The sequence below is a fragment of the Bradyrhizobium sp. P5_C11_2 genome, from assembly GCF_054049755.1.
Map to the genome: position 1 here is coordinate 30143 of NZ_JBFULT010000008.1, position 14095 is coordinate 44237.

Consider the following 14095-nt stretch of genomic DNA (forward strand, 5'->3'; position numbering starts at 1 on the left):
AGGCAAGTCGGGATCAGCCGAAGCACACACCCGGTGTCGTCCTGGCGAAAGCCAGGACCCATTACCCCAGCGAGGAGTCGTGTTGCGAGCTGACGACCACGAGTCTTCGCCAAACAACTCCCCGTGGTAATGGATCCTGGATCGTCGCTCCGCTTCGCTGCGCTTGTCCAGGACGACGAGTGAAGATTGATGCTGTCGCCTCACACCCGGTGTCGTCCCGGCGAAGGCCGGGACCCATAACCCCAGGGAGTAGTTTGGTGCGAGCTGACGACCACGAGTCTTCGCCAAACTCCTCCCTATGGTAATGGGTCCTGGATCGACGCTCCGCTTCGCTGCGCTTGTCCAGGACGACGAGTGAAGATTGATGCTGTCGCCTCACACTCGCCGTCGTCCTGGCGAAAGCCAGGACCCATTACCCCAGGGAGGAGTTTGGCGAGGATTGGTCGTGCGGGATTAGAACCGTCCGCGATCGATAGACCTCGCGGTATGGGTCCTGGCTTTCGCCAGGACGACAGCGGAGAGTTGGGCAGGCAATAACGGACTTGGCTGCAACAGCCGAGCTAGATCTTCAGCTCGCTCCCCGTCACCCGCCGATACGCTTCCAGATATCGCTTGCTGGTTGCGTCCACCACGCTCGCCGGCAGCGGCGGCGGTGGGGCGTCGCCGTTCCAACGGCCGGCGCGGCGTTCGACATCGAGATAGTCGCGCAAGGGCTGCTTGTCGAAGCTCGCCTGCGGCTGGCCGGGCTTGTAGGCATCGACCGCCCAGAAGCGCGACGAATCCGGCGTCATCACCTCGTCGATCAGGATGATGCGGCCGTCCTTGTCGCGGCCGAACTCGAACTTGGTATCCGCGATGATGATGCCCTGCTCGCGCGCCAGCTCCTCGCCGAGCGTGTAGATCGCGCGCGTCATGCTCTCGAGCGTGTAGGCTGTCTCGTCGCCGACCACCTCGCGCATCCGCGCGATCGTGATGTTCTCGTCATGGCCGGTCTCTGCCTTGGTTGCCGGGCTGAAGATCGCAGGCTCCAGCTTCTCGCTCTCGACCAGGCCGGCCTTCAGCTCCTCGCCCGCGAGCGTGCCGCTGGCTGCGTATTCCTTCCAGGCCGATCCCGAGAGGTAGCCGCGGATCACGCATTCGATCGGAAACACGGTGGTGCGGCGCGACAGCATGGCGCGGCCGAGGATCTCGCCGCGGTGCGGCTTCAAGGCGGGCACGGCCGCGATGATCTCGTCGGTGTCGGCGCTGATCATGTGATGCGGCACCACGCCTTCGAGCTCGTTGAACCAGAACGCGCTGATCTGGGTCAGCACCGCGCCCTTCATCGGGATGGTCTCGCCCATCACGACGTCGAAGGCGCTGATGCGGTCGGTGGTGACGAGCAGCAGGCGGTCGTCGTCGACGGCGTAGATGTCGCGCACCTTGCCGCGCCCGATCTTGGGCAGCGGCAGGTCGCTGGAGAGCATGGTGGTCATCGGCAAAGCTTTCGCAGGCAGGAAATCCGGCAGCGCCGGACAGCGCGGCCGGACACCGGATTAGCCTATTCCGGCAGCGGAATGAACTCATGTTCCTGCGGAACCGCGGTGAAGCGGCCGGTTTTCCAGTCCTGCTTGGCCTGCTCGATCCGCTCCTTGCTGGAGGAGACGAAATTCCACCAGATGTGGCGCGGCCCTTCCAATGCATCGCCGCCGAGAAACATCATCCGCGTGGCCTTGAGTGCCTTCACGGTGATGCGGTCGCCGGGCCGGAAGATCAGCAGCCGCGGCCCCTCGTAACGCTCGTTCGCGATCTCAACCTCGCCGTCGACGACATAGATCGCGCGCTCCTCGTGGTCGGGGTCGAGCGGCACGCTCGCGCCCGCAACGGCCGTGACCTCGGTGTAGAACCAGGGCGACACCATCGACACCGGCGAGGTGATGCCGAAGGCGGAGCCCGCGATCACCCGTGCGGTGAAGTCGCGCTCCGAGATCATCGGCAAATCGCCCGCGCCGTAGTGCTGGAACGACGGCGCGATCTCTTCCGATCCGGCCGGCAGTGCGATCCAGCTTTGCAGGCCCAGCATCTTCTGGCCCGAGGCGCGCTGAGCATCCGGCGTGCGCTCGGAATGCGCGATGCCGCGTCCGGCGGTCATCAAATTCATCGCGCCGGGTTGGATCTCCTGGATGTTGCCCTCGCTGTCGCGATGCATGATCGAGCCGTCAAAGAGATAGGTGACGGTGGCAAGCCCGATATGCGGATGCGGCCGCACGTCCATGCCCTTGCCGGAGACGAACTGCACCGGGCCGAAATGGTCGAAGAAGATGAAGGGCCCGACCATCTGCCGTTTGCCATGCGGCAGCGCGCGCCGCACCTCGAATCCGTCGCCGAGGTCGCGCGTGCGCGGCACGATGACGAGGTCGAGCGCATCGCACGACATGGGGTCGCCGAGCACGGGATCGTTGGAGGGTTGCCAGCTCATGATGGACTCCTTTTGACTTTCTTGGGCGAGATCGTAGCAGGATTTCGTATCGTCGTCCCGACAAAGCACCGCTGTCATGCCCCGCGAAAGCGGGGCATCCAGTACGCCGCGGCCTATCGGTTCAATCACGGCCGTCTCGGAATACTGGATCGCCCGGTCAAGCCGGGCGATGACAGTTGGGGTGTGGATGGTCCTTGAAAAAAAGGACGCAACGAACGATGTTCGGCTGATTCCAACCGCGACCGATCGCATCAGCCGATGACACTTGCCGCAACAGAGCTCGCCTTTCGCGCCGCCAGCGTCACGCTGCTGCTGATGCTGGCGGCGTCGCTGTTGCAGGACTTTCGCAAAGTGCTCGCAGCCCGCCTCGGCGCGGCCTTCGCGCTGGGCTCGGCCGCGCATGCGGCGAGCTATTCGGTGGATGTCACGTCGCGGATCCCGCTCTGGCATGCACCACTGATCGCGTTGTCGACCGGCACCATCGTGGTGTTCTGGCTGTTCACACGCTCCCTGTTCGACGACGAGTTTCGCCTGCGCTGGTGGCACGGATGGGTCTGGGCGCTGGTGACGGCCTTCAGCTTCGCAGGCTGCGTCTGGATTGCACCTAGCGGCCATGTGCGGCTCTCGGTGACGGTGGTCAATCTGATCGTGCTCGGTTTCATCGCGCTTGYGGTCGGGCAGATGATCGCCTCCTGGCCGGCCGACCTGGTCGAGCGCCGCCGCCGCGTTCGTGTCTTCATCGTCTGCATAACCGCGCTCTATGGCGGGCTGAACGCGGTGCTCCAGATCGCCGCCGCCGGCCACCACGTCGGCGATGTCGCCGAAACCATCAATGCCGGCGTGCTCGCCTGCACCGTTGCGGCGATCGTCTATGCCATGATGCGCGTTGACGGGGCGGATCTGTTTCCGGCAGCAGTGGAACCCGCACCGCCGATTGTTTTCAGTCAGCCTGCGGCCGATGACGCCGCCGATCAAAAGCTGATCGACGCCCTGATGCGGCTGATGGCGGACGAGCGGATCTATCGCCAGGAGAACATCACCATCGGCGCGCTCGCGGGCCGGCTGAAAATTCCGGAATACCGGCTGCGCCGGCTGATCAACCAGCGGCTCGGCTATCGCAACTTCAATGTGTTCCTGAACAACCACCGGATCGAGGAGGCCAAGGCCGCGCTCGCCGATCCCATGCAGGCCGAGGTCCCCGTCATCACCATCGCGATGGACGCCGGCTTCCAGTCGCTTGGCCCCTTCAACCGGGCCTTCAAGGCCGTCACCGGCGTGACGCCGACCGAGTACCGGCGGCTGAAGGTCAACGCGGCGTGACGGGTTCTTCGCCTCTCCCCGCCTGCGGGGAGAGGCCGGAATTTGCGGAGCAAATTCCGGGTGAGGGGGAGCCTCCGCAAGTCCAACTGTTGCCGTCCCTGAGGAGGCTCCCCCTCACCCCAGCCCTCTCCCAGCAAGCGGGGCGAGGGGGCTGACCGCCATCGCGGCCGCATCTTCGTATTGCTTTGAAATAGCTTGCTTATTCCAGAATCGACCAGCCCCGCGCAGTTTCAACCAGGCCGTTTTCCAAATCCGGCGAGCACACATCGCCCGCATCCTGCTTCGTCTCCGGCACACGCCCCAAGCCGGAGAAAGCCCGTGACCCGCCGCCGCAAGATCATCCTCCTCACCACCACCATCGCCGCTGCCGGCCTCGCGCTCGGCGCGGCGCGGGCCCGCGACGTGCCCAAGGTCGCGACCGGCTTCATCGCCGACATTCTCTGCTCGGAGACCTTCGTCTCGGGCCTCGACCCCGGGCGCAACCTCGTCGAGACCACCGATGCGATGCCGGGCACCGGTCTGCTCACCTGGGCGATGGACTACCAGGTCGACCGCGTCCGCAAGGACGTCACGGTGACGCTGTTCGGAATCGGCCGCAGCCATGCCGTCTATCGCGAGGGGCTCGGCTGCACGCTCGAGCACGACGCGGGGATTGCCGCCGTCGAGCCGCTTGCGGACGACCGGCAGTCCGCGGCTCTCGCCGAGATCGCCGGCCCTGCGATCGTGCCGCCGCAGGGCGAGGGGCTCGCCGCGGCGCTCGACCGCGCCTTCACCGAGCCCGCGCAGCCGCCATACCGGCGCACCCGCGCGGTCGTCGTGATGAAGTCGGGCCGCATCGTCGCCGAGCGCTACGCGGACGGCATTGGACCGGAGACGCCGCTGCTCGGTTTCTCCATGACGAAATCGGTGATCTCGGCGCTGACAGGCGTGCTGGTGCGGCAGGGCAGACTGAAGCTGGACGGGCCCGCGCCGGTCGCCGCCTGGCAAAATCTTGACGATCCGCGCCATGCCATCACCGTCGATCATCTCTTGCGTCACACCGCGGGCCTTGCGCTCGGCAGCTCCTTGGAGGCCTCGCTCGGCTCCGCGTTCGAGCCGGTCAATCGGATGAAATTCGCCGAGTCCAACATGGCCGCGTATGCGGAGAGCATCCCGCTCGAGACTGCGCCAGGCGCGGCGTGGAACTATCACGACGGCAATAGCATCATTCTCTCGCATCTGATCCGCAACGCCGCTGGCGGCAATCCCAGTGAGGCGCTGCGCTTCGCGCGCCGCGAATTGTTCGCTCCGCTCGGCATGCGCCATGTCACGCTCCAGCTTGATGGCTCGGGTACGATCGAAGGCTCGAGCGAGATGCTCGCATCCGCGCGCGATTGGGCGCGCTTCGGCCAGCTCTATCTCAATGACGGCGTCGCCGGCGGCCGGCGCATCCTCCCCGAGGGATGGGTGAACTACTCTGCCAGCCCGACGCCGAACGCCTGGGTCGGCATCGGCGCCGGCTTCTGGACCAACCAGGGCGACAGCTTTGGTGCGAATTTTCGCATCACACACGGCTGGCCGCGCGATGCCTTCTTCGCCAAGGGCACGATCGGGCAGTACACGATCGTGATTCCGTCGGAGCGCCTGGTGATCGTGCGGCTCGGCCGCTCGCCGAACTGGCCGCCGCAAGCGGACGGCGTGTTCGATCTCGTGCGCGACGTGGTGGCGGCGACGCGCGAGAAGGGGAAGCTGGCGGGGGTGGACTTGCCTTAACCTCTCCCCGCTTGCGGGGAGAGGTCGGATTGCCCCCGGCGATGCGAAGCATCGTCCGGCGCGATCCGGGTGAGGGGGTACAGGTCTCACGATCATCTCATCTGGGGAGAGAGGCCCCTCACCCCAACCCTCTCAGCGCGAGCGAAGCTCGTCGCGGCCCCGTAAGAACGGGGAGAGGGAGAAGAAACTCACTGCCGTCCCAGCTCCGTCGCCTTCGCCACGCGATCAAACCGCTCCAGCGTCATGATCGCATCCGCAAACTTCTCCGCGCGCGCGTTCAGCACGGGCCGCGCCAGCGTCAGAAATTTCTGCTGCATCGCCTGCGCATCGGGGAAAGAATTCGGCTCTCCGGAAGGATCGGCGTACAGCCGCTCATGCACGCCATCGTCCGTGGTGATGCTGACGCGGGCGCCGAACGGATGGGTGCGGCCGATCTCGAGCCGGTCGTCCTGCACCACGTCGAACTTGTCGGCGAGCGCGTCGATGGTGGTGTCGCCAAGGCGGCTGTAATCGTCCCAGCCAAACGAGCCCTGGTCGAGCGCGAGCGCGCCGGTGAAGAACATCGAGAACTGGCCGCCGACGATCGAGGTGGGATGCCGCTTGGTCGCGGCATCGCCGGTCAGCGTGATGCCGTTGCGATGCAGGCCGATCTCGACGCGCTTGACCTGGTCGGGCGTCAGATTGTGCTCGCGCCGCATCGCGATCAGCGCGTCGATCGCGGCATGGGTATAGCGGCAGCTCGGATACGGTTTGACGCCGATCTTCATGGTCTCGTAGGTCTTGCCGAGCCCGGCCACCGCCTTGTCCGGATGTGCGTCGTCGGTGTAGCCGGCGAGCAGGCCGTGCTTGCCCTCGACCGATTCCGTCGCGCCGACGAAATCGTTGCGCGCCAGCGTCGCGGCGATCACGCCGTTCATCGCGGCGGCGCCGACCTGGTAGCGCTTGTTCCAGGCGCCGTTGACCAAAAATTGCAGCGAGCCCGCGGCCTGGCTGCCGGAGACGCCGAAGGCGGCGACGATCTGCTGCTCGGAGAGACCGAACAGCTTTGCCGCAGCCGCGGCCGCGCCATAGGTGCCGGCGGTCGCGGTCGGGTGGAAACCGCGGGCATAATGCGAGGTCGGGTCGAGCGCGTTGCCGAGCCGGCAGCAGACCTCATAACCCGCAACGATCGCGGTCAGCACGTCGCGCCCCGACGCGCCGACCATCTCGCCGACGGCGAACGCGGCCGGAACCACCGGCGCGCTCGGATGCAGCGAGGAATCGGCATGGGTATCGTCGAAGTCGAGGGAATGGCCGAGCGCGCCGTTGAGGAGTGCCGCGACCGCCGGGGTCCAGGTCTTGGTGTCGCCGAACACGGTGGATTCGCCCCTGGTGTCGAGCGCGAGCGCTTCCAGCATCTTCAGGATCGAGGGGGTCGATTCCGCCTCGCTGCGGGCCCGGATCGCGCTGCCGAGGAAATCCAGYGTCAGCACTTTTGCGCGATCCAGCACCTCTGCCGGAATATCAGGGTATTTCAGCTTGGCGACATAGGCGGCGAGCGTTGCGGTTTCGTGGGCCATCGTGTTTCCTCGTTTTGGCGCGCAAGTTAGGCGGGCTGATTTGGCCTTTCAAGCGGCCCTGCGGCAGCGGGCATCAGCCATGCTTTTGCCTGGCTTCAAAAGGATCGGGACGTCTGACGATGGCATCTGCAAAACAGCTGTTCGACCGGGTCTGGTCGCGGCGAACGCAACTCGGATTGGCGATCCGGGTCACGGTGGCCGCGGTGGCGGCCTATGCCATCGCAACCGCGCTGCATCTGCTGCTGCCGCTCTGGGCGGTCCTGACCTCGCTGATCGTGACCCAGATGAGCGTCGGCCGCTCCCTGAAGGCGACGCGCGACTACGTGCTCGGCACGATCGGCGGTGCCATTTATGGCGGCGCCATCGCGATCCTGATCCCCTATTCGACCGAAGTCGGGTTGTTGGGGCTGCTGGTGCTGGCGGTCGCGCCGCTCGCCTTCGTTGCCGCGATCAATCCGAGCCTCAACGCCGCCACGGTGACCGCCATCATCGTGCTGCTGGTTCCGACCATGCATCACTCCGATCCCATGACCTCGGCGATCGATCGCGTCAGCGAAGTCGGCGTCGGCGCCATCACGGGCCTGCTGGTCTCCTTCCTGGTGCTGCCGTCGCGCGCGGTGCGGCAGATCCGCGCCAGCGCGGCGAAGCTGCTCGAATTGATCGCCGAGGCCCTCACCGAACTATTGGCGGGCCTCACGCGCGGCCGCGACAACGACGCGCTGCACCGGATCCAGGACGGCATCGGGACCGCGATGGTCGGTCTCAACGCCACCGGCGCCGAGGCCGAACGCGAGCGCGCCGCGCGTCTGTCGAGCGGCCCCGACACCGGCCCGTTGCTGCGCACGATCCTGCGGCTGCGCCATGACGTCGTGATGATCGGCCGCGCCACGGTGGTGCCGCTGCCGGCCGACGTGCAGATCAGGCTCGCCGCGCCGCTCGCCGAGGTCAACGCGGCGATCGCACGCTTTCTGAAGTCCGCAGCCGAAGCGCTGCGGGCCGGCGCCGGCGCGCCGCCGATCCATCCCGTGCACGTCGCGCTCCAGCATTACGCCGAGGCCGTCGCCGCCGTCCGCCAGGACGGCCTGATCCGCGGCCAGCCCGGTGATACCGCCGAGCGTTTTTTCGCGATCGGCTTCTCGCTGGAGCAGATGCACCAGAATCTCTGCGATCTCGATCGCGTCGTCGGCGAATGGTCGGAGGCGGCGAGCGACAAGCCCGCGCGCGTGGCGGAGTGAGCCTGGGTGTATACTCAGCAGCGTTCGGCTGCCGACAGCACAGTGCCGTAGAACCGGTCAACGAGCTCAAGACGAAGAAAGGGGAGAGCATGCTAGGGAACGCGAAGGTGGCAACCCGGCTTCCGGCAAAAGACCTGAACCGTGCGCGGGCATTCTACGCCGAGAAACTCGGGCTCGAGCCGATAGAGGAGCGTGCGGGCGGACTCCGCTATATCTGCGCGGGCGGCGAGTTTGCGATATTCATCTCGGCCGGAATGCAATCCGGCACGCACACACAGATGGGATGGGAAGTCGAGGATATCGCGGCAACCGTACGCGAGCTTCGCGCGCGGGGTGTCGCGTTCGAGGAGTACGACCTGCCCGGCCTTAAGACCGTCGATGGGATTGCCGAGATTGCGGGAAACTACCCCAGCAAGGGTGTTGGAGAGCGGGGCGCGTGGTTTCGCGACAGCGAAGGTAACTTGCTCGGGGTGGGGCAGCCGGTGCGAAATTGACGGGCGGCTGCGTCGCCTTCGTCGAGGGAGCACACGCCCTATCGCCGCATCAGGCCCTTAGCCACCATGCGCCAGAGCAGGAGATCGATGCGGTCCTGGCCGAAGAACGGCTCGTTCTCGAACACGAAGGTCGGCACGCCCCAATGGCCTGACGCCGCGTGGTCCTTCTCGTTTCCCGCGATCACCTGCTCGTAGCGATCCGGATCGGCGCTGATCGCCGCATCCATCGCGGCGAGGTCGAAGCCGGCTTTTTCGGCGGCGCGCGCGAGGTGGTCGCCCTCGTTCCAGCCCGTCACCGAGCCGTCCCACAGCACGCGCGCGATCGCGTTGGTAAAAGCGAGCGAGCGGCCTTCGAGCTGCGCCATGGCGCCGAGCCGGGTCAGGCGATGGATGTAGGGCTRCTCGGTCGCGACCTCGAGCGTCGTCAGATCCTGGACGATCGGATCAGGCCGCGGAAACCGGAACGGAATGCCCTCGTGCTCGGCGACGCGGCGTGAGTCCAGCACCACATAGCGAATGAAGTTCGGGCTGGCCTTCTTGAAGAAGCCGGGCACGCGCACCGCCAGCGGATAGACCGGGCGCAAATTCACCGCGAGATCATACTCCGCGACCAGCTTCAGCGTCTTCGGCAGCGCCAGATAGCTGAAGGGGCTGCGGAACGAGAAGAAGAGGTCGACTGACAGCGTCATCGGGCCGGCTCGACGATCGCTCCCATCATGCTGCGCACCACCAGCTTGTGGAAGGGCATGATCAGCGTGAGATAGGTCCGCCCCAACAGATTATTCGTCCGCACCAGCGTGGTCGACGTCACCTGCCGGTTCGCCGCGTCACCGGTCACGTCGACCACGAGGCGGAAATCGAGGTGGTAGTCGTTGAAGCCGGCCACCAGCCGGTCCGGCGTCTCGCTGACCACCGGAAACAGGCCGATCATGCCGCCGGGTGCCGGCATGCCTTCGCCCGATGTTTTCAGCCCGAACGGCGCGACGATGATGTTGCGCAAGCCCACGAGCACGCTGATCCAGCGCGGCCAGTGCAGCACCATCCGGGTGCAGGCCTGCCGCGCATCGAGGCCGGTCGCGCCGATTGCGACACGATAGGCGTCGACGAATTGCGCGCCGGCCAGCAGCGCGCCGGCATCGACCTCGGGGGTGACTTCGCGGACGGGCGTCATGCGCCCAATCTGCGCGTCAATCGCCGGAAGCGCAAGATCAGAAGCCCGGCATAGACGAACGTCCCGATCGAGAACCCGATCCAGACGCCGACGGCGCCGAGCCCGGCGTTGAAGGCCAGCACCCAGGCGATGGGGAAGGCGACGCCCCAATAGCCGATTGCCGCGAACACCAGCGTCATCCTGGTGTCATTGATGCCGCGCAGCGCGCCGCCCATGATGGTCTGGAGGCCGTCGGCGATGAAGAAGGTCGCGCCGACCACCAGCAGCGTTGCCGTCAGCTCGACGGTCGCCGCGCTCTCTGCGCCGCTGCCGAAGAACAGCCGTCCCAGCTGATAACGGCCGAGGATGATGGCAATGGTCAGCGCGGAAACCAGCGCGACCCCGAGCATGGCTGCGACCAGCCCTGCGCGCTTCACCGCGCGGGGCTCGTTGCGGCCGAAGGCATGGCCGACCCGCACCGTCGCCGCCATGCCGATGCCGAGCGGGACCATGAACAGCACGGCCGTGACCTGGAGCGCGATCTGGTGTGCGGCGAGCGCCGTGGTCGAGATCAGCCCCATCAGCAATGCGGCCGAGGAGAACAGGCCATATTCCATCAGCAGGGATAACGAAATCGGGGCGCCGATGACGATGAGCTGGCGCATCAGTGGCCAGTCGATCCGCCAGAGATGGGCGAGCGGATGATAGTCGGCAAACGGCTTGCGCAGCCCTGCAATGGCGAGTGCGGCGACGAAAGTGCCGAGATTGACGAGTGCGGTGGCAAGCCCGGCGCCGAACAGGCCGAGCTCCGGCAGGCCRAACAGGCCGTGGATCAGGGCATAGACCAGCGCGGCATTGACGGGGATCGCCGCGAGCGTGATCCAGAGCGGCGCCTGCGGCCGGTTCACCGCGCTCATCATGCTGCGCAGCGCGATGAAGCCGAGCGCCGGCGCGATGCCCCAGGCCAGCCCGTTCAGATAGCGCTGGGCGAGCGCGGCCGATTGCGGCGCCTGTCCGAGCGCCAGCAGGATGTGCTCGCCATAGAGCGGCGAGGCCATCATCGGCAGCGAGATCAAGAGCGCGACCCATAGGCCGACGCGCAGGGAGCGGCGGATGCGCCTGATGTCGCCGGCGCCAAAGGCCTGCGCAGCCAGCGGCGACACCGCAGCCATCAGCCCGAGCCCGAAGGTGAAGCTGACGAAATAGACCGTATGGGCCAGAGCGGCCGCCGCGACGGCGCTCTCGCCGAGCCGTCCGATCAGCGCCAGATCGGTCGTGATCATCGCGATCTGCCCGAGCTGCGTCAGCATCATCGGCACGGCCAGCCGCAACGTCTCGACGAGCTCATCGGCGAGATGGTTTTGCGGCACGCCGGATTGCGGCTGCGGACGCGGCTGGACAGTGTCGAGCATGGCCGGTCAATAACACAGCCACACGTCGAAAACATGGCCCGTGTCTCTTCTCCCTCTCCCCGTTCTTACGGGGAGAGGGTCGGGGTGAGGGGCTGCATCCGCAAAAATGGTGACAGTTGGACTCGCGGAGATTCCCCCTCACCCGCCGCGCTCCGGACGATGCTCCGCATCGCTCGGCGCGCGTCGGCCTCTCCCCGCAGGCGGGGAGAGGCGAAGAGCCCTCAGCTCTTCCTTTCCGGCACGCGCTTGATCTTCGCGCCCAGCGCGTTCAGCCGCTCGTCGATGCGCTCATAGCCGCGCTCGATCTGGTCGGCGTTGTTGATCGTCGAGGTGCCCTCGGCGCAGACGGCGGCCAGCAGCATGGCCATGCCGGCGCGGATGTCGGGCGAGATCATCGATGCGCCGCGCAGCCGGCTCGGGCCTGCGATGATGGCGCGATGCGGATCGCACAGCACGATGCGCGCGCCCATCGCGATCAGCTTGTCGACGAAGAACATCCGGGATTCGAACATCTTCTCGAACATCAGGATCACGCCCTCGCATTGYGTGGCGGTGACGATCGCGATCGACATCAGGTCGGCCGGGAAAGCCGGCCAGGGCTGGTCCTCCAGCTTCGGCACGTGGCCGCCGAAATCGTCCTGGATCTTCAGCGTCTGGTTCGAGGGCACGATCAAATCGTCGCCCTCGACCCGGCAGACGATGCCGAGCCGCTCAAAACCCATGCGGATCGAGCGCAGATGCTCGACCCCGGCGCGGGTGATGCGGAGCGGCGAGCGCGTCACGGCGGCAAGCCCGATCAGCGAGCCGACCTCGATATGGTCGGGCTGGATCCGGTAGGTCGCAGCCCCCAGCGTCGCCGGCCCGTGCACGATCATGGTGTTGGTGCCGATCCCTTCGATCTTCGCACCGAGCGCGACCAGGAAATTGGCAAGGTCCTGCACATGCGGCTCGGAGGCCGCGTTGCGCAAATAGGTGGTGCCGTCGGCGGCAACCGCCGCCACCAGCGCGTTCTCGGTCGCGGTGACGCTCGGCTCGTCCAGGAATACGTCCGCACCGGCGAGCTTTGGCGCGCGGAATTCGAGCCGGTCGGTGGCGGTGACCTTGGCCCCGAGCTGTTCGAGCGCGAGCACGTGGGTGTCGAGCCGGCGCCGGCCGATGACGTCGCCGCCGGGCGGCGGCAGCATCACTTCGCCGCAGCGGGCGAGCAGGGGGCCCGCGAGCAGGATCGAGGCGCGGATGCGGACGCAAAGCTCGGGGTCGAGGTCGGCGGCGCGGATGCTCTTGGCGTGGATATGAAGCGTATTGCGGGCGGTCCATTCCGCGGACGCGCCGACCGAGCGGATCAGCTCGACCAGCGTCTCGGTGTCACGGATGCGCGGCACGTTCTCCAGCGTCACCGGATGCTCGGTGAGCAGGGCGGCCGCAATGATCGGCAGCGCCGAATTCTTGTTGCCGGACGGCTCGATCGAGCCCGAGAGCCGGTGACCGCCCTCGACGATGTACTGGATGGGCGCCACTTGGGTCTCTCGCTTCCTGTGGGTGGGGCGGGGCTGCTTCGGGAGCGGAAAATACAGAGAATTGAGCGCGGTAGCAATTGCTGGCCGAGGCTCAGGCCCGTTGGTCAGCCCCGGAGAGGCTCAGAACAGGCCGATAATGTTCGCCACCACATAGAGGATCGCGATCAGGATCAATGCGCCGATCACGACGAAGGATATCTCGACCGCGATGGCGCCGGTGCCGAGCGTGGCGGCGACGGCGGCAAATAGGCGCTCCTCTCTGAATATCAACGAGAGGACCGAGAGCAGAATGGCGAGCAGGCCGAGCGAAATTGCGGTGACGGAAGCCGGTTCGCTCCAGCTTCTGCCGGCCGATTTCTCGACCTTCGGCGCCTGATACTCCACGCCCTTCACGCGTGCGATGATGCGGTCCTTGATGCGGTGTCCGGTGTCGACGACCACCTGGTCAACCGGTGGCGGCGGATACACGATCGGCACGACCCAGTGCGGCAGAACGGCTGCAATGAAGGCCAGCAGGCCGATGAGGCTCCCGATCACGCCAAGGCGGAGCGAGGGGATAGCAGGCTTCAATGCGGGCGCACTCATGACACAGCGTTTCCCGGCCGGAACGGGCCCAATGGATCTAAGCCATTTCGTCGCGATTGCGGGTGGTGAGGTTCAGGGGGTGCCACGCGCGTCAATTGCGGAACAAATTGATTGCGCCGCCCTCGCCTTTGACTTCGAAATACATGAGATCGATGTAGATCGCAGCTGCAAGAATCAGGGCTCGCTCATCGTCTGTCAGGCCGGGTTCTAAATATTCCACCAGAAAACTATCGCGGTCCGTGAACAGTTCATAGCCGAGGCCAGACCATTTTTTCGCAACGCGCGCGTGCTCTCGCCCTCCGCGCATAAACGGAAAGGTCCATACGCGCCAAAATGGCGAACTGACTTCGAGCACCACTCTCCCCTGCGCGTCGTGCACATGGAAGCTCTTGGTCAAGATCGAAAACTGACGCTCGATGTTTCCAATCAGGCGGCCGTCGCGCGACCGCAGCTCCAGACACTGAAAGAACAAGCGGAAGGGATGAATCCCGCGCACGACCGGTTGTCGAGCATTGTCGAAAAAATGAAGCTCAAAGGAGCGCCAATGCCCAAATGCCTGGCGCCACAAGAAGCCGAGAATTCCCTTTTGCTGTTCGGCCGCATAGAGCAGATC

At 65.9% G+C, this 14095-nt stretch carries 13 protein-coding genes; 4 read left to right on the forward strand and 9 right to left on the reverse strand.

Translation table 11 applies throughout. The features are described from left to right. Positions 1 to 560: 560 nt before the first annotated feature. The gene (locus ACXJL8_RS01875) at positions 561 to 1475 is read right to left on the reverse strand and encodes a phosphoribosylaminoimidazolesuccinocarboxamide synthase (protein WP_456618483.1); all 915 of its coding nucleotides are present in this window, start codon (positions 1473 to 1475) and stop codon (positions 561 to 563) included. A gap of 65 nt (positions 1476 to 1540) precedes the next feature. Next, positions 1541 to 2458, reverse strand: a complete 918-nt coding sequence (locus tag ACXJL8_RS01880; RefSeq protein ID WP_456618482.1) for a pirin family protein — start codon at positions 2456 to 2458, stop codon at positions 1541 to 1543. Positions 2459 to 2716: 258 nt separating this feature from the next. Between ACXJL8_RS01880 and ACXJL8_RS01885 the strand changes: the two genes are divergently transcribed. Then, positions 2717 to 3778: a helix-turn-helix domain-containing protein gene (locus tag ACXJL8_RS01885; RefSeq protein WP_456684521.1), complete on the forward strand. Its 1062-nt coding sequence runs from the start codon at positions 2717 to 2719 to the stop codon at positions 3776 to 3778. Positions 3779 to 4096: 318 nt separating this feature from the next. Then, positions 4097 to 5530: a serine hydrolase domain-containing protein gene (locus ACXJL8_RS01890; RefSeq protein WP_456618480.1), complete on the forward strand. Its 1434-nt coding sequence runs from the start codon at positions 4097 to 4099 to the stop codon at positions 5528 to 5530. A 188-nt stretch (positions 5531 to 5718) separates the two neighbouring features. Here ACXJL8_RS01890 and ACXJL8_RS01895 read toward each other — a convergent pair whose 3' ends face one another. Next, the gene (locus ACXJL8_RS01895; protein ID WP_456618479.1) at positions 5719 to 7089 is read right to left on the reverse strand and encodes an MmgE/PrpD family protein; all 1371 of its coding nucleotides are present in this window, start codon (positions 7087 to 7089) and stop codon (positions 5719 to 5721) included. 119 nt (positions 7090 to 7208) lie between these two features. On the opposite strand from ACXJL8_RS01895, the gene ACXJL8_RS01900 reads away from it, so the two are divergent. Both ACXJL8_RS01900 and ACXJL8_RS01905 read left to right on the forward strand, forming a co-directional pair. After that, on the forward strand, positions 7209 to 8324 hold the full coding sequence (locus ACXJL8_RS01900; RefSeq protein ID WP_456618478.1) for an FUSC family protein: 1116 nt from the start codon (positions 7209 to 7211) through the stop codon (positions 8322 to 8324). Positions 8325 to 8431: 107 nt separating this feature from the next. Then, a complete protein-coding gene (locus tag ACXJL8_RS01905) occupies positions 8432 to 8818 on the forward strand; it encodes a VOC family protein (protein WP_456684522.1) in 387 nt (128 codons plus the stop codon). 38 nt (positions 8819 to 8856) lie between these two features. Here the strand turns inward: ACXJL8_RS01905 and ACXJL8_RS01910 are convergent, their stop codons facing one another. The 6 genes from ACXJL8_RS01910 to ACXJL8_RS01935 all read right to left on the reverse strand — a co-directional run. After that, complete coding sequence (locus ACXJL8_RS01910) at positions 8857 to 9507, reverse strand: 2-hydroxychromene-2-carboxylate isomerase (protein WP_456684523.1); 651 nt, start codon at positions 9505 to 9507, stop codon at positions 8857 to 8859. Further along, positions 9504 to 9989 carry a DUF2867 domain-containing protein gene (locus ACXJL8_RS01915; RefSeq protein ID WP_456618475.1) on the reverse strand — a complete coding sequence of 162 codons (486 nt, stop codon included), beginning with the start codon at positions 9987 to 9989 and terminating at the stop codon, positions 9504 to 9506. The genes ACXJL8_RS01910 and ACXJL8_RS01915 overlap by 4 nt, the downstream gene beginning before the upstream one ends. Next, the gene (locus ACXJL8_RS01920) at positions 9986 to 11380 is read right to left on the reverse strand and encodes an MATE family efflux transporter (protein WP_456618474.1); all 1395 of its coding nucleotides are present in this window, start codon (positions 11378 to 11380) and stop codon (positions 9986 to 9988) included. Before ACXJL8_RS01920 ends, ACXJL8_RS01915 begins: the two co-directional genes overlap by 4 nt. Positions 11381 to 11601: 221 nt before the next feature. Then, positions 11602 to 12897: a UDP-N-acetylglucosamine 1-carboxyvinyltransferase gene (gene murA, locus ACXJL8_RS01925; RefSeq protein WP_456618473.1), complete on the reverse strand. Its 1296-nt coding sequence runs from the start codon at positions 12895 to 12897 to the stop codon at positions 11602 to 11604. 120 nt (positions 12898 to 13017) lie between these two features. Beyond that, positions 13018 to 13482: a hypothetical protein gene (locus ACXJL8_RS01930; protein WP_456618472.1), complete on the reverse strand. Its 465-nt coding sequence runs from the start codon at positions 13480 to 13482 to the stop codon at positions 13018 to 13020. A 91-nt stretch (positions 13483 to 13573) separates the two neighbouring features. Beyond that, positions 13574 to 14095 (reverse strand): phospholipid scramblase-related protein (locus tag ACXJL8_RS01935; protein ID WP_456684524.1); only part of this gene is annotated, 522 nt, incomplete at its 5' end.